Source organism: Streptomyces sp. NPDC006798 (assembly GCF_040635975.1).
Taxonomy (GTDB): Bacteria; Actinomycetota; Actinomycetes; order Streptomycetales; family Streptomycetaceae; genus Streptomyces.
Genome location: NZ_JBEYIS010000049.1, coordinates 1 through 24036, shown reverse-complemented (window position 1 = coordinate 24036; position 24036 = coordinate 1). Strand labels below are relative to the sequence as shown.

Annotated in this window: 17 protein-coding genes; 11 read left to right on the top strand and 6 right to left on the bottom strand. The window is 70.0% G+C overall.

Translation table 11 applies throughout. The features are described 5' to 3' along the window. Positions 1 to 82: 82 nt before the first annotated feature. The 4 genes from ABZ714_RS27355 (at position 83) to ABZ714_RS27340 (ending at position 4115) form a co-directional block, all read left to right on the top strand. Entirely contained in the window at positions 83 to 262 is a 180-nt protein-coding gene (locus tag ABZ714_RS27355) for an SPOR domain-containing protein (protein ID WP_358828008.1), read from the top strand. A gap of 25 nt (positions 263 to 287) precedes the next feature. Continuing rightward, positions 288 to 725, top strand: coding sequence for a (deoxy)nucleoside triphosphate pyrophosphohydrolase (locus tag ABZ714_RS27350; protein WP_358828007.1), 438 nt, complete (start codon positions 288 to 290; stop codon positions 723 to 725). A 153-nt stretch (positions 726 to 878) separates the two neighbouring features. Beyond that, entirely contained in the window at positions 879 to 1295 is a 417-nt protein-coding gene (locus tag ABZ714_RS27345) for an ATP-binding protein (protein WP_358828035.1), read from the top strand. 147 nt (positions 1296 to 1442) lie between these two features. Beyond that, entirely contained in the window at positions 1443 to 4115 is a 2673-nt protein-coding gene (locus ABZ714_RS27340) for a SpoIIE family protein phosphatase (RefSeq protein ID WP_358828006.1), read from the top strand. A gap of 94 nt (positions 4116 to 4209) precedes the next feature. Here the strand turns inward: ABZ714_RS27340 and ABZ714_RS27335 are convergent, their stop codons facing one another. The 6 genes from ABZ714_RS27335 to ABZ714_RS27310 form a co-directional block, all read right to left on the bottom strand. Beyond that, positions 4210 to 4923 carry a PspA/IM30 family protein gene (locus ABZ714_RS27335; protein ID WP_358828005.1) on the bottom strand — a complete coding sequence of 238 codons (714 nt, stop codon included), beginning with the start codon at positions 4921 to 4923 and terminating at the stop codon, positions 4210 to 4212. 245 nt (positions 4924 to 5168) lie between these two features. Continuing rightward, positions 5169 to 7391 (bottom strand): TPM domain-containing protein, encoded by a 2223-nt coding sequence (locus ABZ714_RS27330; protein ID WP_358828034.1) that lies wholly within the window; start codon positions 7389 to 7391, stop codon positions 5169 to 5171. Between the two features lie 334 nt (positions 7392 to 7725). After that, positions 7726 to 8499 carry a succinate dehydrogenase/fumarate reductase iron-sulfur subunit gene (locus ABZ714_RS27325; protein WP_358828004.1) on the bottom strand — a complete coding sequence of 258 codons (774 nt, stop codon included), beginning with the start codon at positions 8497 to 8499 and terminating at the stop codon, positions 7726 to 7728. Next, positions 8496 to 10412 carry a fumarate reductase/succinate dehydrogenase flavoprotein subunit gene (locus ABZ714_RS27320; protein WP_358828003.1) on the bottom strand — a complete coding sequence of 639 codons (1917 nt, stop codon included), beginning with the start codon at positions 10410 to 10412 and terminating at the stop codon, positions 8496 to 8498. The genes ABZ714_RS27325 and ABZ714_RS27320 overlap by 4 nt, the downstream gene beginning before the upstream one ends. Before the next feature lies 1 nt (position 10413). Further along, a complete protein-coding gene (locus tag ABZ714_RS27315; protein WP_358828033.1) occupies positions 10414 to 11196 on the bottom strand; it encodes a hypothetical protein in 783 nt (260 codons plus the stop codon). A gap of 86 nt (positions 11197 to 11282) precedes the next feature. Then, positions 11283 to 11543 (bottom strand): hypothetical protein, encoded by a 261-nt coding sequence (locus ABZ714_RS27310; RefSeq protein ID WP_358828002.1) that lies wholly within the window; start codon positions 11541 to 11543, stop codon positions 11283 to 11285. A 355-nt stretch (positions 11544 to 11898) separates the two neighbouring features. Between ABZ714_RS27310 and ABZ714_RS27305 the strand changes: the two genes are divergently transcribed. From ABZ714_RS27305 to ABZ714_RS27275, 7 genes are all read left to right on the top strand, one after another. After that, positions 11899 to 14298: an ABC transporter family substrate-binding protein gene (locus ABZ714_RS27305; RefSeq protein WP_358828001.1), complete on the top strand. Its 2400-nt coding sequence runs from the start codon at positions 11899 to 11901 to the stop codon at positions 14296 to 14298. 537 nt (positions 14299 to 14835) lie between these two features. Further along, positions 14836 to 16737, top strand: coding sequence for a translational GTPase TypA (gene typA / locus ABZ714_RS27300; RefSeq protein WP_358828000.1), 1902 nt, complete (start codon positions 14836 to 14838; stop codon positions 16735 to 16737). A 921-nt stretch (positions 16738 to 17658) separates the two neighbouring features. Further along, on the top strand, positions 17659 to 18693 hold the full coding sequence (locus ABZ714_RS27295) for an ABC transporter permease (protein WP_358827999.1): 1035 nt from the start codon (positions 17659 to 17661) through the stop codon (positions 18691 to 18693). Between the two features lie 98 nt (positions 18694 to 18791). Further along, positions 18792 to 20591 (top strand): ABC transporter substrate-binding protein, encoded by a 1800-nt coding sequence (locus tag ABZ714_RS27290; RefSeq protein ID WP_358827998.1) that lies wholly within the window; start codon positions 18792 to 18794, stop codon positions 20589 to 20591. A gap of 116 nt (positions 20592 to 20707) precedes the next feature. After that, on the top strand, positions 20708 to 21685 hold the full coding sequence (locus tag ABZ714_RS27285; RefSeq protein ID WP_358827997.1) for an ABC transporter permease: 978 nt from the start codon (positions 20708 to 20710) through the stop codon (positions 21683 to 21685). A 10-nt stretch (positions 21686 to 21695) separates the two neighbouring features. Beyond that, positions 21696 to 22757, top strand: a complete 1062-nt coding sequence (locus tag ABZ714_RS27280; RefSeq protein ID WP_358827996.1) for an ABC transporter ATP-binding protein — start codon at positions 21696 to 21698, stop codon at positions 22755 to 22757. A gap of 14 nt (positions 22758 to 22771) precedes the next feature. Beyond that, on the top strand, positions 22772 to 23911 hold the full coding sequence (locus tag ABZ714_RS27275; protein WP_358827995.1) for an oligopeptide/dipeptide ABC transporter ATP-binding protein: 1140 nt from the start codon (positions 22772 to 22774) through the stop codon (positions 23909 to 23911). Positions 23912 to 24036 lie beyond the last annotated feature (125 nt).

Genomic DNA, 24036 nt, shown 5'->3' with positions numbered 1-24036 from the left:
GGCTCCGGCATATGCATAACGCGGTTTCCCGGCGATCTTTCCGATCTTCTCAGTACTGCGGACCCACCGGGGGAGGGGTGCGATGAGCGACGGCAACGCCGCGCTTTCCTGGCTCGTCATACGCCAGGACGACAACGGCAACCGCTATCGGGTCGGACGGTACGACACCGAGGACGAGGCCCGCCGGATGGTGGACACGCTCTACCCGGAGGGGCAGCGGCGGCTCTACTCCGTGGAGCCCGTCGAGGGTTCCGCGCGCTGATCCGGCCGGGGGTACGCTCCCGCGCATGACGGAACGTGATCGTGACCGCGTGGTCGTGGCGGGTGCGCTGTGCGACCGGGGGCGCCTGTTGGCCGCGCGCCGCAGCGCCCCCGAGGAGTTGGCCGGGCGCTGGGAGCTGCCCGGCGGCAAGACGGAGCCCGGTGAACGGCCCGAGGACGCCCTGGTGCGCGAACTGCGCGAGGAGTTGGGCGTGGAGGCGGAGCCGCTGGACCGTATCCCCGGCGAATGGCCCCTCGGGAAGGGGTATGTGCTCCAGGTGTGGACCGTCCGGCTGCTCTCGGGGGAGCCGCGCCCGCTGGAGGACCACGACGACCTGCGCTGGCTCGGCCCCGACGAGACCGATTCCGTGGACTGGCTGGACCAGGACCGTCCCGCCGTCGCCGAGGTCGCACGGCGGCTGAGGGCCGGGTCCGCCCCGGCGGGCCCGGCGGCGGGCGGCTGAGGCGCCCCGGCCGCTGGGCCGTTTGCGTCAAGGATGCGTCTATCCATCACCAAATAACCACCAAACCTGATGAAAGGGATATCTCCGGCCGTAATTCGGGTATGTGGTGGTTAGCCACCCGCACGGGACGTGGATCTGCTGCTGGTCCAGGAAGTGAGCGGCGTGATCGACATCGACGGCGCGTGCGCCGAATGGACCTTCCCCGCCGAGCCCGACGCCGTACGATCCGCTCGGCACGCCGTCCGCGACACCCTTCGCGACTGGGGTCTCGACCACGGCGTCTGCGATGTGACGGTGCTCCTGGTGAGCGAGTTGGTCACCAACTCCCTGCGCTATGCCTCCGGGCCGATCGGCGTCCGGCTCAGCCGGCCCGAATCCGCCGAGAGCGCCTCCTCCCTCCTGGTCGAGGTGTCCGACCCGCTGCCCGATCCGCCCGTCGCCCGGACGGCGGCACCGGACGACGAGACCGGCCGGGGGCTGCAACTCGTCGCCGGAAACGCCCGCCGATGGGGGACCAGACGCGGTCTCACGGGGAAGACTGTGTGGTTCGAGCTGTCTCTCACTGGTTAAAAGTGTGAAGGGACAACGATCACGGCTCGGACGGCGCAAAATGAACGAGACCGTGCTGTGATCGTGAACGCCGTGTGCGTCGGAGCCGTAGTGCTGAATACTGCGGTCATGGCCGGTCCGGTGCGGTGAGCTGGAGGGGACGGTCGCGTGAGCGAGATATCTGGGACGACGGGCGATGTCGTGTGGCAGAGCAGCCCGCCTGGCTCGATCTACGACTACATCAGGGTCGCCTCCTTCTCGATAGGTCCCGACGGCCTGGTGGACCAGTGGAGCCAGCGTGCCGTCGACCTCTTCGGGCTTACGGCGTCCCAGGTCAGAGGCCGGGATCCGATCGAGGTCTTTCTGCCGCCCGAACTGCGTCCGCGCGGCCACCGGCACGTCAAGGAGATCCTCGACGGCAAGGAATGGACCGGCCTGGTGCCCTTCAGGTCGCCCGGCGGCCCCCGGGCGGGCGGCCTGGCCGAGATCTATGTGATGCCCAGTGAGACGGAGACCGGCGAGCGGGCCGCCCTCTGTATCGTCGTCGACGTCCGGGCCCTGCGGCGGATAGAGACGGATCTCGCCGCCTCCGAGGCGATTTTCGGCCAATCGCCCTTCGGGTTCCTCCTCTTCGGAACCGATCTGCGGGTACAGCGGGCCAACCAGCGCTTCGCCACCGTCTTCGGCGGCTCCGTCGAGGACCACCGGGGCCGTACGGTCCACGACTATCTCTCCCGGTCCGAGGCCGACCGGATGACCGTGTCCCTGCGCCGGGTACTGGAGACCGGAGAGCCCGCCCTCGACCTCCAGATCGTCGGCGCGCCGCCCCTCAGCGCCGAACGGCGGCACTGGTCGATCAACCTCTACCGCGTCCACAGCGGTACGGGCCGGACCATCGGGGTGGCCGGAATCGGTACCGATGTCACCCGCCGTCATGTCGCCGCCCGCGAAGCGGCCAGCGCCCGCCGCAATCTCGCCCTCCTCAACGAGGCCAGCGCCCGGATCGGCAACTCCCTCGATCTGGAGACCACCGCCCGCGAACTGCTCGACGTCGCCGTCCCCGGCTTCTGCGACCTGGCGTCGGTGGATCTCTACCAGGCCCTGCTCACCGGCGACGACGAAGCCCCCGGCCCCTGGGACGCCCCCGGCGCCGACGGCTGCGGCGGCAGCGCCGAACTGCGCCGGGTCGCCTTCGCCAGCGCCGTATCCGACGCCCCGCTGATCACCACCCCAGGCTGCGGCACCCGCGGCGCCACCCCCACCGCCGTCGGCGAAGTCCACCGCTACGGCGCCAACTCGCCCTGCGCCAACGCCCTGCGTACCGCACGGGTCCAGCACATCCCCGCCACGAGCGGCGGCCTCGTCCAGTCCACCCTCGCCGTTCCCATGGTGGCCCACGACTCCGTCGTCGGCCTCGTCCAGTTCTCCCGGGCCAAGGGCAGCGAGCCCTTCGGCGAACGGGACCGGGCCCTCGCCGGCGAACTCGCCGCCCGCGCCGCGGTCTGCATCGACAACGCCCGCCTCTACCGGCGGGAGCACGAACGGGCCCTCATCCTCCAGCGCAGCCTGCTGCCCCCGGGCGACCCCGAAGCGGCCGGGCTCGACATCGCCTGCCGCTATCTGCCCGGCAACACCGCCACCGAGGTCGGCGGCGACTGGTTCGACGTGATCGAGCTGCCCGGCCACCGCACCGCCCTCGTCGTCGGCGACGTGATGGGCCGCGGACTGCGCGCCGCCGTCGCCATGGGCGAGCTGCGGACCGCCGTACGCACCCTGGCCCTGCTCGATCTCGAACCCGCCGAGGTCCTCTCCGCCCTCGACGAGATCGCCCGCGGTCTCGGCGGCCCCGGCGGCACCCAGCAGGGCAGCCGCGCGGCCCACAAGTCCCGGGAGGCCGATCTCGCCGAGGTCTACCTGGCGACCTGCGTCTACGCCGTCTACGACCCGGTCACCCGGCGCTGCACCTTCGCCAACGCCGGACATCTGCCGCCGGTCCTGGTCGAACCTGGGGAGGAGGCCCTGCTGCTCGACGTACCCCCGGGCCTGCCCCTCGGCGTCGGCGGTGAACCCTTCGAGGAGGTCGAGGTCGAACTTCCCGAAGGCGCCCTGCTCGCCCTCTACACCGACGGACTGGTCGAGTCCCGCGACCATCACCTCGACGAGGGGCTGAGCGCCTTCCGGGCCGCCCTCACCTCGCCCACCCTGCTCACCGGACCGGGCCTCCCGCCCGGTCCCCCGGCCCCCGCAGGGCTGCCCGCCACCACCGTTCCGATACCCGGCCCCCCGGTGCCCGCGCGCATGGCCCGGCCCCAGGAGCCCCGGTCGCTGGAGGACGTCTGCGACCACGTACTGAACAGCCTCGACACCCGCCACGGCGAGGACGACATCGCCCTCCTCATGGCCCGGGTCCAGGGGCTGCCCGCCGAGGCGGTCGGGGACTGGCAGCTGCCCCGGGAACCCCGCTCGGTGGGCCGGGCCCGGGAGCTGGCCCGCGGCCAGCTCGTCGCCTGGGACCTCGAACCCCTGGTCGACACCGTGGAACTGCTGGTGAGCGAGCTGGTCACCAACGCCCTGCGGTACGGCGAGGGCGAGATCCGGCTCAGGCTGCTCCGGGACCGCACCCTGGTGTGCGAGGTCTGGGACTCGGGACTCGTCCAGCCCCGCCGCCGCCGGGCCAGGGACACCGACGAAGGCGGTCGCGGCCTCCAGCTCGTCGGACTGCTCAGCGCGGCCTGGGGCTCCCGGCGCACCCCCCGGGGCAAGACCGTCTGGTTCGAACTCGCCCTCCCGGGCGGGGGCGCCGCCGAGCCGACCGTGGACCAGCTCCTGAGCATGTTCTGACCGTTCCGCCCGTTTCGGGTGTTCGGGCCGTCCTGGCCGTCCTGGCCGTCCGGGCTGCTCGGGCCTTTCGGGCCGGGAGGGGGTCCGGGGGTGGTCAGGAGCCCGACTTGAGCGCCGCCAGCCGTACCTCCACCTCCGCCGTGTCGCCCAGCCCTTCGAGCTGCTCGAACTGGGCGTCCAAAGAGGAGGCGGCCAGCTCCCTCTTGCCCAGCGCCCTGGCCTCCTCCCGGCGGACCTTGTCCTCGAAGCGGCCCAGCTCGCTCGCGGGATCCAGGACGTCGACGCTCTTCACCGCGTCCAGCATCCTGTTCTGCGCGTCAGCCGAACGGGAACGGGCCACCAGCTCGTCCCGTTTCGCCTGGAGCTGGGAGAACTTCGCCTTCATCTGATCCAGCCCGGACTTCAGCTTCTCCACCACCTCCGTCTGGGAGGCGATCACCGGCTCGGCCGTCGCGGCCTCCTTCTCGGACTGGAGCTGACGCTGGAGGGCCACCCTCGCCAGACCGTCGAACCGGTCCGCCTCGGCGGCCCCGCCCGAAGCCCGCAACTCGTCCGCCTTCCGGCTGGCCGCCAGCGCCTTCTCGCCCCACTGCCGGGCCGCCGCCACATCCTCCTGATGGTCCTGCTCCATCAGCCGCAGATCGCCGATGGTGCCCGCGATGGCCTGCTCCGCGTCGCTGATGTTGTTGGCGTAGTCCCGGATCAGCTGGTCCAGCATCTTCTCGGGATCCTCGGCCTGATCGAGCAGGGCGTTGATATTGGCCTTGGCCAGCTGGGTCACCCGGCCGAGGATGGTCTGTTTGGTCATGGCACCTCTCCTTGTCGGAGCTGCGGGGCTCGTCGTCGGAGCCGAGGAATCCGGTAGGGACGACCGCGGCGCACGAGCCGCGGCCACCGGCGGAAAACGGGATGACGGGGGTACGGCGGCGATCGGTACGGCCCGCCCGACCACAGAAGCCGGCCGCACCGGCAGCTCCGGTCGGAGTCGCCGAATCGGTCGGAGCGGACGCGACCGCCGGGCGGAGCCGGAACGATCCGGGGCCGGCGGATCCCTCAGAAGCGACCACCACCCATCCGCCCGCGCGTACCCCCGCCGCCGAAGCTGCCGGGCCGCCCCTCGAACCCGCCGCCGAACCCCCCGGACCCGAAGCCGCCGAACCCGCCACCACCCGCACCATGACGCCCTCCCCCGCCGAACAGTCCGCCGAGCACGATCCCGCCGAGCACCGCTCCGCCGAGACCGCCCCCCGCGCTTCCTGCCTGAGATGCACCGCCCGGACCGAACGGGTTCCCGAATCCGTCGACGTCCTCCTCGGCCAGCCTCTGCGCCTCCCGCGCCAGCGCGTCCGCCCGCTGCGCCTCGGCGAGTGCGGCCCGCGCGTTCCGCCGCCCGTCCCCTCCCGCCGCGGCGACGCCGTCCCCGCCGCCCCCGCCGTCCGCCGGTTCCGCCGTCCCCGCCGCCAGCTCCTCCGACAGCCTCAGCCGCCGCTGCGCCTCCGCCAGCCGGGTCCGGGCCGGGCTGCCCACCGCGCCCCGGTGCGTGGCGATGTAGTCGGCGGCGGCGCCGACGGCCGAGCGCGCCCCGAGCGTGGCCTGGCCGAGCAGGCTACGGGCCCGCCGGGCCTCCTCCTCCGCCACGCGTGCCCCCGCCAGCGCCTCGTCCAGGGCCGCGTCCGCCTCCTCCAGGCGCCGCAGCGCGTCGATGGGGTCGTAGCGCCCCTCCATCTCCCGCCGGACCTCGGCCGCCACGGTCTCGGCCCGGGCGATCCGGCCCCGCAGTCCGGCCGTCGAATCCCCGGCCGCGGTCCCCGCGAGCGTCCCGCGCGCCTCCGCGAGATCACTGTCGGTCTCCGTCAGGGCACCCGGCAGAGCGCCGACCGCCTCGGCCAGCTCACGGGCTCGCCGGTCCACGGCTTCGATCAACCGCTCCGCCTGCGCGAGCGCGCCCTCGGCGGCCCGGATCTGGACGGCGGCCGAGGCGTTCTCACCGGCGTCGAGAGCGGTACCGGCCCGGTCGACGGCGGTCTTGGCGAAGACCAGCCGGTCCCTGGCCCCGGCGGCGTCGCCCGCGACGGGGGCGGACGCCGACTCCGCGTACCGCTCCCGCATCACCGCCAGGGCCGCCTCGGTCGGGATGATCCGCCCGTTGAGGCCCGTGAAGTGCTCCCGGGCGGCGGCCAGGGTCTGCGGAGCGTTCCGTTCCAGATCGCGCAGCCGGTCGAAGTCGGCGGTTTCGGCGTCCAGACGCCGGTCGGCGTCGGCGCACCGGGTCAGGATCTCGGTCAGCATCCGGCGCCGGGTCGCGTCGTCCTCCGGATGGGCGTCGTCGAGCCGCTGCCGGAGCCGGAACGCCGCTGTGAGCTGCTCCCGGGCGTAGCCGACCGCCTCGTCGAAAGGTTTCGCCGTGTCCTCGCCGAACTGCGCGGCGGCGAAGCCCAGCTCCTCCTGGCTGGTTCGGAGCGCGTCATCGGTGTCGACGAGGGCTTGTCGCGCCTTCGCGTCCAGCTCGGCCGTCGTCGGCCCGGACGCGGTGTCGCCGCCGCCCCAGCCCGCCCGGCCCCCCTGCGGGGTGGTACGGGTGGCGGTACGGCGCCGACGCCGTACGGCCGCGTAGGCGACGGCACCGCCCACGGCGACCGCGACACCCACCGGAAGCACCAGGTCCGCCGCGCCCGTACCGGTACTGGTACGGGTACCCGGATCGGGGTCGCCGGGAGTGATCGCGGGTGTGGGGACGGGGCGGCCGGAGAGCACGGCGGTGTAGCCGTCCGCGGCGCCGACGGCGGCGCCCGCCCAGTCGTCGCGCCGGAGCGGGGGGACGACTGCGGTCCGCGCGACCTCCGCCAGTTGGGCGTCCGTGAGGCGGGATTCGACGGGGGCCCAGTAGGCGAACTGGCGGTCGTGGGTGGCGACGGCCAGCAGCAGATCGTCGGTGCCGAGGCCGTTGCGGCGGGCCGTCGCGTCGGCCCAGTCCGGTGCGGTCCGGCCGGAGAAGTCCCGGACGTAGACGACGAAGAGCTGAAGCCGCTCGGCGGCGTACAGCCGGTCGATCGCCCGGACGACCTCGGTACGGCGGCCGTCGAGCGCGTCGACCCGGTCGGTGACCGGGCCGTCGCGGGAGAGGGTGACGGGGTCCTCGGCGGGCGGGGCCGCCGGAGCGATCCCGGCGGTCGTACCGGGAAACGCCGGGGCGGGTGCGGCCGTCGCGGGCGGGACGGCGGGCGTGCCCGACCACCAGGCCGTCAGCAGGACGGCGGCGGCCACTCCGGCTGACATTCGCGTCACATGGGGAGGTTATGTCCGGATGCGGAGCCTCGCGACCTGGCGAGAACTCGCCATCCGTGAGTCACTCTGAGTAATCGCGGGGAGATATCCGGTGCGCGGACGAGACGGGTACGGCGCCGTGCCGGTCGAAGCCCGTGAGAGCGTCCGTTCCTTGACAACTGCACAGTGAGCCCGGGTGACGGCGGACGGCGGCGCGGGCCGCCCCGGGAGAGGGAAGAGACGGACGGGAGAGAGGAGAGAGCCATCCGCCGTGGAGATGGCCGGTACGGCCGGGGGCCGGGCCTGCGGAGCGGCGCGGGGTGCTCCGCAGGCCCGGCCCCCGCGGTCAGGAGCCTTCCCGGCGCCTGATCTTGTTGCCGAGCCACACCAGGGGGTCGTACTTGCGGTCGACGGCGCGTTCCTTCAGGGGGATCAGGGCGTTGTCCGTGATCTTGATCCCCTCGGGACACACCTCGGTACAGCATTTGGTGATGTTGCAGTAGCCCAGTCCGTGCTCGTCCTGGGCGGTCTTCTTCCGGTCGAGGCCCTCCTCGGCGGCCGAGTCCAGCGGATGCATGTCCAGCTCGGCCACCCGCATCAGAAACCGCGGCCCGGCGAAGGCGGCTTTGTTCTCCTCGTGATCACGGACCACATGGCAGGTGTCCTGGCACAGGAAGCACTCGATGCACTTGCGGAACTCCTGGGAGCGGTCCACGTCGACCTGCTGCATCCGGTACTCGCCCGGGGCCACGCCCCGGGGCGGGACGAAGGACGGCACCTCGCGGGCCTTGGTGTAGTTGAAGGACACATCGGTCACGAGATCCCGCATGACGGGGAAGGCCCGCAGAGGGGTCACGGTGATCGTCTCCTCGCGGGAGAAGACGGACATCCGCGTCATACACATCAGCCGGGGGCGGCCGTTGATCTCGGCACTGCACGAGCCGCACTTTCCGGCCTTGCAGTTCCAGCGGACCGCGAGGTCGGACGCCTGGGTGGCCTGGAGGCGGTGGATGATGTCCAGGACGACCTCGCCGTCGTGGACCTCCACGGAGTAGTCCCTCAGCTCACCGCCGTCCTGGTCGCCGCGCCACACCCGGAAACTGGCCTGGTACGCACTCACTCGTGGAGCTCCTCTTCGGTGAGGTACTTGACCAGCTCCTCCTTCTCGAACAGGGCGAGCAGGTCGGGTCGGATGGAGTCGGTCGTCGTCCGTTCGAGGGCGATCCGCCCGCCGTCCGGGGCGGGCTCGGCGGGGTCGGCCAGCCGGCAGCGCAGATTGACCCGGCGCCATGCCCGCTCCATGGCGGGCCGGTCCTCCCGGGTGTGGCCGCCGCGGCTCTCGGTCCGTTCCAGGGCGGCCCGGGCCACGCACTCGCTGACCAGGAGCATGTTCCGCAGATCGAGGGCGAGATGCCAGCCGGGGTTGAACTGCCGGTGACCCTCCACCCCGGCCCGGGCGGCGCGCTCCCGCAGCTCCACCAGCTTCCCCAGGGCCTGCCGCATCTCGCCCTCCCGCCGGATGATGCCGACGAGGTCGTTCATGGCCTGCTGGAGTTCCTGATGGAGGGTGTACGGATTCTCCGGCGGCCCGCCGTCCGGCGCGCCGGACGGACTGAAGGGCCGCAGGGCCTCCGCGGCGGCGGCGTCGACCAGGGCGTCGTCCACCGCCGGGCGGGGGCCGCCCTCCAGGGCGTGCCGGGCCGCGTGGAGCCCGGCCCGGCGGCCGAAGACGAGCAGATCGGAGAGGGAGTTGCCGCCGAGCCGGTTGGAGCCGTGCATCCCGCCCGCGACCTCACCCGCCGCGAACAGGCCGGGCACCCCCACCGCGGCGGCCGTGTCGGAGTCGACCGCGACCCCGCCCATCACGTAGTGGCAGGTCGGCCCGACCTCCATCGGCTCCGCCGTGATGTCGACATCCGCCAGTTCCTTGAACTGGTGGTACATCGACGGCAGCCGGCGCCGGATGGTCTCGGCCGGCATCCGGGTGGAGACATCGAGGAAGACACCTCCGGCGGGCGACCCACGGCCCGCTTTGACCTCGGAGTTGATGGCCCGGGCGACCTCGTCGCGGGGGAGGAGTTCGGGCGGGCGCCGATTGTTGTCCGGGTCGTCGTACCAGCGGTCGGCCTCCTCCTCCGACTGCGCGTACTTCTCCTTGAAGACCTCCGGGATGTAGTCGAACATGAAACGGTCACCCCGGGAGTTGCGCAGTACGCCGCCGTCGCCGCGGACGGACTCGGTGACGAGGATGCCCTTCACCGAGGGCGGCCAGACCATCCCCGTGGGGTGGAACTGGACGAACTCCATATTGAGCAGGGGCGCCCCGGCGAGCAGGGCCAGGGCGTGGCCGTCGCCGGTGTACTCCCACGAGTTGGAGGTGACCTTGAAGGACTTGCCGATACCGCCGGTGGCCAGGACGACCGAGGGCGCTTCGACCACGAAGAACCGGCCCGACTCGCGTTCGTAGCAGAAGACCCCCGCGACCCGGTCGCCGTCCTTGATCACTTGAGTGACCGTGCACTCCTGGAAGATCTTCAGCCGCGACTCGGCGTCGCCGGTGGCGGCCTCGTCCTCCTGCTGGAGGGAGACGATCTTCTGCTGGAGGGTACGGATCAGCTCCAGACCGGTCCGGTCACCGACATGGGCCAGCCGGGGATACTCGTGACCGCCGAAGTTCCGCTGGGAGATCCGGCCGTCGGGGGTGCGGTCGAAGAGGGCGCCCCAGGTCTCCAGCTCCCAGACCCGGGCCGGTGCCTCCTGGGCGTGGAGCTCGGCCATCCGCCACTGGTTGAGGAACTTCCCGCCGCGCATGGTGTCCCGGAAGTGGACCTGCCAGTTGTCCCCGGCGTTGACATTGCCCATCGAGGCGGCGATCCCGCCCTCCGCCATCACGGTGTGGGCCTTGCCGAACAAGGACTTGCAGATCACGGCGGTCCGGGCGCCCCGCTCCCGGGCCTCGACGGCGGCCCGCAGCCCGGCGCCCCCCGCTCCGATGACCACGACGTCCCACTGCTGGCGTTCGAGTTGCGTCATATCAGAAGAACCTCGGATCGTCGAAGGCACCGGAGGCGACCAGATAGACATAGAAGTCGGCCGCCGCGACGCTGATCAGCGATGCCCACGCCAGCTGCATGTGGCGCTCGTTCAGCCTGCCCACCCAGCCCCACAGGCGATAGCGCACCGGATGCTTCGAAAAGTGTTTGAGCCGCCCGCCGACGATATGGCGACAGGAGTGACAGGACAGGGTGTAGGCCCAGATCAGCACGATGTTGATCAGGAAGACGACGGTGCCGAGGCCCATATGGCCCCAGTCGTAGTTCTCGTCCCGGAAGGCGAGCACGGTGTCGTAGCTGAGGATCACGGCCACGACGATCGCCAGATAGAAGAAGTACCGGTGGATGTTCTGGAGGATCAGCGGGAAACGGGTCTCACCGGTGTAGCGGCGGTGCGGCTCGGCGACCGCGCAGGCGGGCGGCGACGCCCAGAACCCCCGGTAGTACGCCTTTCGGTAGTAGTAGCAGGTCAGCCGGAAACCGAGCGGGAGGATCAGGATCAGCAGGGCGGGGGAGAACCCCCACCAGTCGCCGACCAGCCCCCACTCGGGCCCGCCCTTCATCGGGACGCAGTTCTCCGCCAGACAGGGCGAGTAGAAGGGGGACACATAGGGGGCCGCGTAGTAGTCGGCATTGGCGAAGGCCCGCCAGGTCGAGTAGACGACGAAGGCGAACAGCCCGGCGGCGGTGAGCGCGGGGGCGAGCCACCAGCGGTCCGTCCGCAGATGGCGGGGGGAGATGGCGGCGCGCGTCGGGCCGTGCACCCCCGTACGCGCGCCGGATGCCGGGTCCGACGACCCGCTCGTATGGACATGTGGTGGTTCGGTACCAGTGGCCAACGGAAGGTCTCCTAGGGAGCGTGCCGGTCTCGGACGCCCAGCCCCTCGTCGTCGGAGTCGGTCCACAGCGCGTCGTTGTACGGCACATCCGGGATGGTGACCAGGTCCTCACGGTCCCCGGGGCGGGTCCCGGTCCCCGTACCGGGGCCGGTGCCACGGGGCCGCCCGGCTGTGCCGCCGAGTCGGCCGACGGTGCGCTCCAGCTCCTCGACCCGCTGGACCAGGTCGTCGAGGCGGCGCTGCATCGTGGTCAGGTCTTCCTGCTGGGACATGACGTGCCCTCACTTCCGCGGGGTGCGGTGGCGTCGCTCATGCGCCTGCGAGTGTTCCGCGTCACATCCCCGGTTGTGAAGAGATGTGCCGGGACTTCCCGCGCAGGAGTGGCGAGTGCGCCTCCGGTTGTCCGATTCTCACTCCTTCCATTTTCGGGTTCTCATCCCGTTTCGGCGGCTTTCGCGGGCCTTCCGCTGCTCTGCCCGGGTGACCTTCCGCCCGCGCGCGCCGTGTCGGCGCCGCCCCCCGGGGTCCGTCCACTTCAGTGGACCGGAATCGGTGTGATCATCAAAAAATTTCCTCATCCTCCGCATCTGTACGACCGCGGAACCTTCAGGACGAAGAGGTGGACCCATGGCCCAGGACCGGACCTCCCGGACCTTCCGATCCCGGACACTCCGCTCCGCCGCGCTGCTCACCGGCGGAGTGCTGGCGCTGCCGGCTCTCGCGGGGTGCGGGGCCGACGAGGCCGAGCTGACGGGCCGGGCCACCCAGCAGGACATCGCGACGACCGCGCGCCAGCAGGTCGGCGAGGGCGGCACCCTGCGCTGGGCCGTCGACACCATGCCGACGACGCTCAACACCTTTCAGGCCGATGCCGACGCCACCACCGCCCGGGTCGCCCAGGCCGTTCTGCCCGCCCTCTTCACCCTCGACGCCAACGGCCGCCCCCAGCGCAACCCCGACTATGTGGAGTCCGCGGAGATCGTCGAGCGCGAGCCCAAGCAGGTGGTGCTCTACAAGCTCAACCAGAAGGCGGTGTGGAGCGACGGCCGGGAGATCGGCGCCGCCGACTTCGTCTCCCAGTGGCAGGCGCTCAGCGGACGGAACACCACGTTCTGGACCGCCCGGAACGCCGGGTACGAGCGGATCGAGCAGATCCAGAAGGGCGCCGACGACCTGGAGGTGAGGATCACCTTCAAGAAGCCCTACGCCGACTGGCAGTCCCTCTTCACCCCGCTGTACCCCAAGGACGTCACCGGACTCCCCAAGGCGTTCAACGACGGCGCCCGCAATACGATCAAGGCCACCGCGGGACCCTTCCGGATCGCCGAGATCGACCGGAAGAAGAAGGACATCACCCTGGTCCGCAACCCCCGCTGGTGGGGCGAGCAGACCAAGCTGGACGCCATGGTCCTGACCGCCGTACCGCGCGACGAGCGGGCCGCGGCGCTCGCCGCGGGCAAGGTCGACATCGCCGAGATCGACCGGAACACCGCCGACCGGATCGCCCTCGCCCTGCGCAACAAGTCCACCGGGGGCAAGCAACCGGGCCAGGGCCCGCAGGCCGCGCTCACCCCCGGTAAGGCCCTCCACCTCTGGGCCGTCGCCAACGGCTCCGACGAGGAGGCCGCCGAAGCCGCCCGGGCCACCCGGCTGAAGACCGCCGACGCCATCCGGGCATACGCCGCCGAACAGGCCGGACTGCGCGGATTCACGGTCCGCAAGACCCTCGAACCCGCCTACACCCAGCTGGCCCTCAACGGAGAGTCGGGCCCTCTCGCGGACGACCGGGTACGCCGGGCCATCGCCCGCGCCCTCGACCGCGGCGAGTTGGCCGAGACCGTACTGCGCCCCCTCGGCCTCCCGGCCGAGCCTCCCGGCAGCCATCTCGCCCTGAAGGGACAGCGCGCCTACACCGACAACAGCGGGGCGCTCGGTGAGCAGAACACCCAGGAGGCGCAGGCCCTGCTCGCCGACGCGGGCTGGACGCCGGGCGGGGCGCTGAAGAAGCCGGGTTCCGCCAAAGCCGGGGCCAGTGGCTCACCTGCCGCCTCGCCCTCCGGGGACGCCGGGCCGGACGGGAAGAACACCGCGCGGAGCGCCCGGCAGGCCGAGGTCACGATCCCGGCAGGCAGCGGCCCGGACACTCCCACCAAGGACGGGCTCTACATCGTCGGCGACGAGAAGTCGGGCGGAAGTACCCGGGTCCTCGCCCCGGCCCCCGTCACCTTCGAGGACCTGTCGCTCCAGCGCCGGGCCGGACTGATGGCCGATACCGACACCGAGACCGGCCGCGGCGCCGGGAAGGACGGGGACGCCAAGGACACCGGGCGCGGAGTCACCGGCGCCTACGCCCCGGCGGGCACCGCCGCGCCGGTGGCCGCGGGCGGCAGCCTCGGCAAGGACGGCAAGCCGCTCACCCTGCGGTTCGTGCTGCCCTCCGGGCCCGGTTCCGAGTCCCTGCGGGCCGTGGGGGAGAAGATCTCCGGGATGCTGAGGCGGATCGGGGTCCGGACCGAGATCACCAAGGTCGCGGACGAGAGCTACTTCAAGGACCACATCGCCTCCGGCCAGTACGATCTGGCGCTCTACTCCTGGCCCGCGACCGCCTATCCGGCGACCGACGCCCGCCCCATCTACGCCAAGCCGGAGCCAGCCAGCGACGGCTCCCTGCTGGTGGAGCAGAACTACACCCGGGTCGGCACCGACTACATCGACCAGCTCTTCGACCAGGCCGTGGCCGAGCTGGACCAGGACGAGGCCCGTGACCTGGTGCGCCGGGCCGATGCCAGGATCTGGGCGGCGGCCGGTTCGATCCCCCTCTATCAGCGGCCCGAGCTGGTCGCGGTCCGGCCGACGGTGCTCAACGCGGGAGCCTTCGGCTTCGCCACCCCCCGGCTCCAGGACATCGGCTTCACCCGGGCCGCGGCGGCGAAGGCCGGACCTCCCCCGGTCCTGCCGAGTCCGTCGCCGAGCGCGTCCGAGGGCGCTGAAGATGCCGAGGACACCGAGGAAAGCGGTACCGAGTAGCCGATGCCGAACTGAAACCGCGCCGGTGACAGTCCCGGGGCAGGACCGGGAGGTCCTGCCCCGGGACTGTCACCATCCGGGGTGTAACCGACGGTAATGGCTGCTGACCTCGGGTACCTCAGAAGTGCCTCAAATGACCTTGCCCGCCGACGGCCGTCGTGGGCATGATCGTGACCGGCCTCCTCGACCCAGGTTCGGGCCGCTCGGCGCGCCCCATACGTGCCGGGCCGCCGATGTTCCGCCGCCCCCCACCAGACCCGGCCGCAGATCCGCAAGGCCCCGGCCCGGCGCCCCGTCCGTCCGCCGTTCCACCGCTTCCGACGACCGCGCGTGACCCCGGATTCCTCCGCCGCGGGCCTCGTACGGCCCCGCTCCGCGCCTCCGCGCGGTGCCCGGCCGGTGGACCAGGAGGCCCCGAATCCCGGGGCCCCGTACCATAGAGGTCAGCCGTGGCGCGTCAGCCCCGGCGGGGCGCATGAGGAAGACACCGCCCCTCACGAACGCCGCATCCCACGATCGAGAGAAGCGCCAGCCAGCATGCCCACCCGCCACGACATCCGTAACGTCGCCATCGTCGCCCACGTCGACCACGGCAAGACCACCTTGGTCGACGCCATGCTGAAGCAGGCCGGCGCCTTCGCCGCCCACCAGCAGGTCGACGACCGGGTGATGGACTCGAACGACCTGGAGCGTGAGAAGGGCATCACGATCCTCGCCAAGAACACGGCGGTCAAGTACCACCCGAAGGCAGGCGGCGCCCCCGTCACGATCAACATCATCGACACCCCCGGCCACGCCGACTTCGGTGGTGAGGTCGAGCGCGGCCTCTCCATGGTCGACGCGGTCGTGCTGCTGGTGGACGCCTCCGAGGGGCCGCTGCCGCAGACCCGGTTCGTGCTCCGCAAGGCCCTCCAGGCCCGGATGCCGGTGATCCTCTGCATCAACAAGACGGACCGCCCGGACTCCCGGATCGACGAGGTCGTCAACGAGACCTACGACCTCTTCCTGGACCTCGACGCCGACGAGGACCAGATCGAGTTCCCGATCGTCTACGCCTGCGCCCGGGACGGCGTCGCGTCGCTGACCAAGCCCGCCGACGGCACCGTTCCCGCCGACAGCGACAGCCTGGAGCCCTTCTTCTCCACCCTGCTGGAGTACGTCCCGGCCCCCGAGTTCGACGCCGAGGCCCCGCTGCAGGCCCATGTCACCAACCTCGACGCCGACAACTTCCTCGGCCGGATCGCCCTGCTCCGGGTCGAGCAGGGTGAGCTGCGCAAGGGTCAGAACGTGGCGTGGATCAAGCGCGACGGTTCCGTCGCCAATGTCCGCATCAGCGAGCTGATGATGACCGAGGCGCTGACCCGCAAGCCCGCCGAGGTGGCGGGCCCCGGTGATATCTGCGCGGTCGCCGGTATCCCCGACATCATGATCGGCGAGACCCTCGCCGACCCGGAGAACCCGGTCGCGCTGCCGCTGATCACGGTCGACGAGCCGGCGATCTCCATGACGGTCGGTACGAACACCTCGCCGCTCGTCGGCCGCGGTGGTACCGGCAAGGGCGCCGACAACAAGGCCGCGGTCAAGGACCGCAAGGTCACCGCGCGCCAGGTCAAGGACCGTCTCGACCGCGAGCTGGTCGGCAACGTCTCGCTCCGGGTCCTCGACACCGAGCGCCCCGACGCCTGGGAGGTGCAGGGCCGCGGTGAGCTGGCGCTGGCGATCCTGGTCGAGCAGATGCGCCGGGAGGGCTTCGAGCTGACCATCGGCAAGCCCCAGGTCGTCACCAAGGAGGTCGACGGCAAGGTCCACGAGCCCGTCGAGCGCATGACGATCGACGTGCCCGAGGAGCACATGGGCGCGGTCACCCAGCTCATGGGCGTCCGCAAGGGCCGGATGGACAACATGTCCAACCACGGCTCGGGCTGGGTGCGGATGGAGTTCGTGGTGCCGTCCCGCGGCCTGATCGGGTTCCGTACCGAGTTCCTGACCAACACCCGCGGTACCGGAATCGCCCACTCCATCCACGAGGGTCACGAGCCCTGGTTCGGCACGCTCACGACCCGTAACAACGGTTCGCTGGTCGCCGACCGCTCGGGTGCCGTGACGGCCTTCGCGATGACCAACCTCCAGGAGCGCGGCGTCCTCTTCGTGGAGCCGGGTACCGAGGTGTACGAGGGCATGATCGTCGGTGAGAACTCCCGCTCCGACGACATGGACGTCAACATCACCAAGGAGAAGAAGCTCACCAACATGCGCTCCTCCTCGGCGGACTCCTTCGAGGCGATCGTGCCGCCGCGCAAGCTCTCCCTGGAGCAGTCGCTGGAGTTCTGCCGCGACGACGAGTGCGTCGAGGTGACTCCGGAGTCCGTCCGGATCCGCAAGGTGAACCTGGACGCCCGGGAGCGCGCCCGCGCGGCCTCCCGCGCCAAGCACGGCTGACGCGGCCCCGCCCGCCCTCGCGGCGGGCGGTCACGGCCGGTGGTCGCAGGCCGGACGGAGCAGCGCTCCGCCGAGTCGGCACAGCCGGATGTGAGCAATAAGACATAAAGCACGAACCGGAACGGCTCGGGCGGTCCCCCAGGTTGGGGCCACCCGGGCCGTTTGCGTCTCGCGCGAGGGTGGAAGGCTCCCGGATTGGAGCGGCCCCGGGGGGCGTTCGTCAACGGGTTTTCGGATAGCGAATGTCCGACTATCGGGCGTAGCTCACCGGAAACCTGTATTAACAGTCCGTTTCGGGGGTGTCTGTCTGCGATCACTTTGTCCGGATTCTGAGCCTCCGGCCCCCGCTGATGTTGCCAAAACGAGATGCTTTAAGTGTGGTTTACGGCGCGAACTTACCCAATAGTTGGCTTCACTGAGCTCGGGTCAACGGGTCATGCGCTGTGGGGAGCGCCGACTCACGAGCACACGGGGTGCAGCTCTTCGCCGTCAGGGGTGTCGGCGGGTGTACTGCGCCCAGCCTTGCAGTGAACACGTGGACTCATGAGGAGGAACCCATGCGCGGTGCCACGAGCGCCAGCGGGGTCGGGTCGTCGCAGATGGTATGGGCGACCGGTTTCCAGCGCATTCCATCCCATCGCGCCGCTCCCGGCGGCGGACAGCGACTCTGAGCCCCGGTCAACCGCTCGGCTCGCGCTCCTGATGAGGGTGGGATCAATCCCTATAGACATCCATTGCTGCTGTTTTGCCCACGGCTAGCCCGTAGGCGGATGGTGAACCGGCCGTACCCGTGAGACGGGAGGCGGCCGGTATGCGGGGATCGTCGACCGGAGGCTGTGACGGTACGAGTACATCCACTCGGCCGTCCGGACCGCCGTGCGCAGGAACGCGGGTCACCCGACACCCGTGAATGGACACATCATGACCAGTCCAATCGAGACTGAGGGCGCTGACTCCTCCGTCGCCTTGGACAAGAACACCGCGACCGAGAAGGGCGCCGCAGGCGACGCCGTGACCGGCCGTTCGCCCGGCCAGCTGATGTGGGCGCGCTTCAAGCGCGACCGCACCGGCTTGATCTCCGCCGTCGTGGTGATCGCGTTCTTCGTCATCTCCGCACTGGCGCCGGTGATCTCGTGGCTGTACGGCAAGGACCCGTACACGCTCTACCCGGGCGAGGAGGGATACGAGGACATCCTCGACGACTTCTCCATGCCGATCGGCACCTTCGGCGGCGTCTCCGGGGAGTTCTGGTTCGGGGTCGAGCCCGACGTCGGCCGTGATGTGTTCACGATGCTGCTCTACGGCATCCGCACCTCTCTCTACATGGCGCTGGTCATCACCGTCCTGATGGTGCTCACCGGTGTGATCATCGGCATGGTGGCCGGGTACTTCGGCGGCAAGGTCGACTACTGGCTCAGCCGGATCACCGACTTCTTCCTGGCCTTCCCGCAGCAGCTGTTCTTCATCGCCTTCATGCCGGTCGTGACCGCGATGTTCGTCTCCCCGAAGGACGAGACGCCCACCTATCTGCGGGCCGTCGCGATCATCCTGGTGATGTGGTTCCTCGGCTGGATGGGTCTGGCCCGACTGGTCCGCAGCTCCGTCCTCTCCCTCCGGGAGCGGGAGTTCGTGGAGGCCGCCAAGGTCTCCGGCGCCTCGCGCTGGCGGATCGTCCGCAAGGAGATCCTGCCGAACATCGTGACCCCGATCCTGGTGCAGGGCACCTACATGCTGCCCAGCTCGATCCTGACCATCGCGTTCCTCTCCTATGTCGGAGTGGGCTTCGTGGAGCCGACCCCCGACTGGGGCCGGATGTTCGCCATCGGCGCCGAGAACTACGAACAGAACCCCGCGTTCATGTTCTTCCCCGGCATCGCCATGGTGGTCTTCATCCTCGCGTTCAACCTCCTCGGCGACTCGGTACGAGACGCGTTCGACCCCAAGACCGGACGGTGACGTCCCAGGGCGGGGGCCGCTGCCGCCCCCGCGCCGGGCAACCGGACGGCAGGCAGCACTTGATGAATGACAACGGACAGGTAGGTGCATCAAGCATCATGAAGCCACTTCGCTCACGTCCCGTGCGCGTCATAGCCGCCGCAGCTGTCGTCGGTTCCCTGGCGCTCACCGGCTGCTCCAGCAACGACGGCAAGACCAAGGACGAGTCCAAGTCCAAGAAGGACGCCGCGGCTCAGTCCAAGGCGGTCGAGTACGCCGACGCGGCGGGCTCCACCGGCCCCGCCGCCGAGGTCCCGGGCGCCAAGCCCGGCGGGTTCATCAATGTCTACATGCAGTCCAACATCAGCCACATGGACCCGGGCCAGATCTATGTGAGCGACGCCGGGCAGCTGTCCAACCTCATCCACCGCGGTCTGACCAACTGGAAGGAGGACGCCAACGGCAACCTGACCGTCGTCGGCGACCTCGCGACCGACGCGGGCAAGATGTCGGACGGCGGCAAGACCTGGACGTACACGCTGAAGGACGGCATCAAGGACGCCAACGGCAACCCGATCACCTCGGCCGACGTCCGCCACACCATCGAGCGGCTGTACGCGAAGTTCATCTTCGACGGCCCGACCTACGTCCAGAGCTGGCTCTCGGGCGACGAGTACCGCAAGGCGCTGCCGGACGGTCCGTACACGGGCAAGAGCCTGCCGGACACCGTGCTGGCCACCCCGGACGCGAAGACCATCGTCTTCAAGTTCCAGACCGCGCAGGGTGACCTGCCGCAGGCGCTGGCCATGCCGGGCTACAGCATCGTCCCCAAGAAGGGCGACACCAAGGAGAAGTACGACAAGGCTCCGGTCGCGCTCGGCCCCTACAAGATCGCCGAGTTCAAGTCGGGCAAGTCGCTCAAGCTGGTCAAGAACACCCACTGGGACCCGAAGACCGACTCCGTCCGCCACGCGTACCCGGACGGCTTCAACTTCAACCTCACGGTGGACCAGGCGAGCCAGACCAAGCGTCTGATCGCCGACCAGGGCGAGGCCAAGAACGCCATCCAGTTCACCGACTCGGTGGACGGCGCCATGATCAAGGACGTCGTCAGCAAGCCCGAGGTCAAGGCCCGCTCGGTGATGGGCTACCAGCCCTACGTCTGGCAGATGACCTTCAACCTCGACTCCGCGACCATGAAGGACAAGAAGGTCCGCGACGCCATCACCCACGCGCTTCCCAGCAAGCGGATGATCGGCGCCGACGGCGGTAGCTACGGTGGCGAGCTGGCCGGCGGTCTGATGGGCCCGACGCTCCCGGGCTACGACCCGAACTACGACCCGTACGGCAAGGGCAAGAAGCCGAACGGTGACCTGGCGACGGCCAAGAAGCTGCTCGCGGAGGCCGGCGTCAAGAGCGGCACCAAGCTCACCTACGCCTACTCCAACTCGCCGCGTGGCCAGAAGCAGATGCTGATCGTCAAGGAGACCCTCGGCAAGCTGGGCTTCGACGTCCAGGCCAAGGAGATCGACCGCGCGACCTTCTACGAGCAGATCGGCAAGGTCAAGAACCCGTACGACCTGTACATGACCGGTTGGGGCCAGGACTGGCCGTCCGCCTCCACCGTGATCACCCCCGTCTACGACGGCACCAAGGTCTCCGACGGCGGCTCGAACTACTCGCACATCAACGACCCCGAGGTCAACGCGGGTATCAAGAAGGCCCTGGCGCTTCCGCCGACCGAGGCCGCGGGTGAGTGGGAGAAGGTCCACAAGCGGATCGTCGAGCAGATCAACCCGGCCGCCCCGGTGTACTACGCCAAGCACATCCAGCTCTCCGGTTCCAACATCGGCGGTCTGCGGTACGACACCGAGGCGAGCTACATCGACATCAACAACCTGTTCCTGAAGAACCCGTAAGACCGGTTCGCTGACCCCGGTTCACGGTTGATCCCATGGGGGCGCGCGCCAGGCGGAGCGCGCCCCCACGGGCCACGTCTCACCCCCGCCGCCTTCGAAGAGAGCAGCCTCCCGCGATGCTTCAGTTCCTCATCCGCAGGTTGACCGGCGCCGTCATGATCATGTTCTTGATCGGCGCGTTCACGTTCTTCCTGTTCTACACAATCCCCCAGGACTTCGCCGAACTCGCCTGCGGAAAGACCTGCACGCCGGAGAACATCGCGATCATCCGCGAGAACCTCGGCCTCGACAAGCCCATCACCGCCCAGTTCTGGGAGTTCATGGGTGGCATCGTGACCGGACGCGACTTCGCCGTCGGCCACTGCCCGGCGCCGTGTCTCGGGGTCTCCTTCGACTCGGGCGACTTCGTCTGGGAGTCGATCGTCGACCGCTTCCCGCTGACCCTCTCGCTCACCATCGGCGGCCTGGTCGTCTTCCTGATCCTGGGCCTCGGCTCGGGCATGCTGGCCGCCTGGAAGCGCGGCACCCCCGTCGACAAGTTCGTCAGTGGCGCCTCGATGGTGCTCAGCTCCTTCCAGATCTACTTCCTCGGCCCGATCGTCCTCGGCATCTTCGTCTTCAGCACCGGCTGGATGGAGTTCCCGAAGTACACATCGCCCGCCGACGACCCCGCCGCCTGGTTCACCGGAATGCTCATTCCGTGGGCCGTGATGGCGACCATCTTCACCGCGCAGTACACGCGTATGGCGCGCTCGACCATGATCGAGCAGCTCCAGGAGGAGCACGTCCGCACCGCGCGCGCCAAGGGCATGCGCCAGCGGTACGTCTTCTTCCGCTACGCCTGGCGAGGCTCGCTCACGCCGATCGTCACGATCCTGGGCATGGACCTCTCCGCACTGCTGACCGGCGCCGTGGTCACCGAGTTCACCTTCGACCTGGCCGGTGTCGGCCGGCTCGCGGTGGAGTCGTCGCTGACCAAGGACCTGCCGATGACCATGGGCATCATGCTGTTCGGAGCGTTCTTCATCCTGATCCTGAACATCATCGTGGACATCGCCTACGCCTACATCGACCCGCGCGTGCGCCTCGCCTAGGAGAACGACCGTGACCACTCTGACCAAGACCGAGGGGACCCCGGCCCCGACCGGACCGGACGCCTTCCTCTCGGTGCGCGACCTGCGGGTGCGGTTCTCCACCGAGGACGGCATCGTCAAGGCCGTCGACGGGCTCTCCTTCGACGTCGAGCGCGGCAAGACGCTCGGTATCGTCGGCGAATCGGGTTCCGGGAAGTCCGTCACCAACCTGACGGTCCTCGGCCTGCACAGCAAGAAGACCACCGCCATCGACGGCGAGATCCACCTGGACGGCCAGGAGCTGCTCGGCGCGCCCGAGAAGGAGCTGGAGAAGCTTCGCGGCAACAAGGTCGCGATGATCTTCCAGGACCCGCTGACGGCGCTCTCGCCGTACTACACGGTGGGCCGGCAGATCGCCGAGCCGTACATGAAGCACACCGGCGCCTCCAAGAAGGAGGCGAAGGCCCGGGCCATCGAGATGCTCGCCAAGGTCGGCATCCCGCAGCCCGCGACCCGCTTCAACGACTACCCGCACCAGTTCTCCGGCGGTATGCGCCAGCGGGCGATGATCGCCATGGCGCTGATCTGCGACCCGGACCTGCTGATCGCCGACGAGCCGACCACGGCCCTCGACGTGACCGTCCAGGCCCAGATCCTCGATCTGCTCAAGGACCTCCAGCAGGAGTTCGGCTCCGCGATCATCTTCATCACCCACGACCTGGGCGTCATCGCCAATATGGCCGACGACCTGCTGGTGATGTACGCGGGCCGGGCCGTGGAGCGCGGCAGCGTCGAGGAAGTCCTGCGGACGCCCCGCCACCCCTACACCTGGGGTCTGCTCAGCTCGATGCCGCGGCTCAGCAGCGATGTCAACGAGGCACTCACTCCTATCCCCGGCTCCCCGCCCAGTCTGCTCAACCCGCCGCCCGGCTGCCCCTTCAACCCCCGGTGTGCCTTCAAGCACCAGGTGGACGGCGGTCTGTGCTCGGCCGAGCGCCCGTCGCTCCCCGCCGGGCGGGCCGCGGCGTGTCATCTGTCGGACGGGCAGAAGCAGTCCATCTTCATCGATCAGATCAAGCCCCGGCTGGGCTAGGGAGACGCAGAGACATGAGCGAGAACGTCACTCTGCCGAAGCAGCAGGGTTCGACCGACAAAGGCCCGGGCGGTGAGCCGCTGCTCTCCGTCGAGGGTGTGAAGATGCACTTCCCGATCTACGGGGGGTTCCCCTTCAAGCGGAAGGTCGGCGCCGTACGGGCCGTCGACGGCATCGATCTGACGGTGTACGAGGGTGAGGCCCTGGGTCTCGTCGGCGAGTCCGGCTGTGGCAAGTCCACCACCGGCCGACTGGTCACCCGGCTGCTGGAGCCCACCGAGGGCAAGATCGTCTACAAGGGCCAGGACATCGCCCACGCCGGGCGCAAGGAACTGGCACCGATCCGGTCCGAGATCCAGATGATCTTCCAGGACCCGTATTCGTCGCTGAACCCCCGGCAGACCGTCGGCTCCATCATCAAGAGCCCGATGGAGGTCAACGGGATCAACCCGCCCGGCGGCCGGGACAACAAGGTCCGTGAGCTGCTGGAGGTCGTGGGTCTCAACCCCGAGCACTTCAACCGCTTCCCGCACGAGTTCTCCGGCGGTCAGCGGCAGCGCATCGGTGTCGCCCGGGCGCTGGCGCTCCAGCCGAAGCTGATCGTCGCGGACGAGCCGGTCTCGGCGCTGGACGTGTCGATCCAGGCGCAGGTCGTCAACCTGCTCCAGAAGGTCCAGGACGAGATGGGGATCGCCTTCCTCTTCATCGCCCACGACCTGGCCGTGGTCCGGCACTTCTCGCAGCGCGTCGCGGTGATGTACCTGGGCAAGGTGGTGGAGGTCGCGGACCGCGACTCCCTCTACAACCGGCCCCGGCACCCGTACACCCACGCCCTGCTGTCGGCCGTGCCGGAGCCCGACATGGACGGCCAGGCGAAGGAACGCATCCGCCTCTCCGGCGACGTGCCCTCGCCGATCATGCCGCCGTCCGGCTGCCGGTTCCGGACCCGCTGCTGGAAGGCGCAGGACAAGTGCGCGACCGAGGAGCCGCCGCTGGTGCGGCTCTCCGGGAACGACGAGGGTCATCTGACCGCCTGCCACTTCCCGGAGGACCCGTCGACCGAGGCGCGGGCCGAGGACATCGTCCTCGACCCGGCGCTGGCCGCGCTGGAGGGCGCCGAGGCGGCGCCCGGCGGAAAGCCGGAGAAGAAGTAGGTACGCCGGTACGGCGACGGCCCCGGGACGCGCCCCGGCGGCGGGCCGGCGAGGACGGGCAGGGCGTCGATCTCCCGTACCAGCGCCTCGGTCCCCTCGCAGTCGTCCACGACGATCAGGAACGG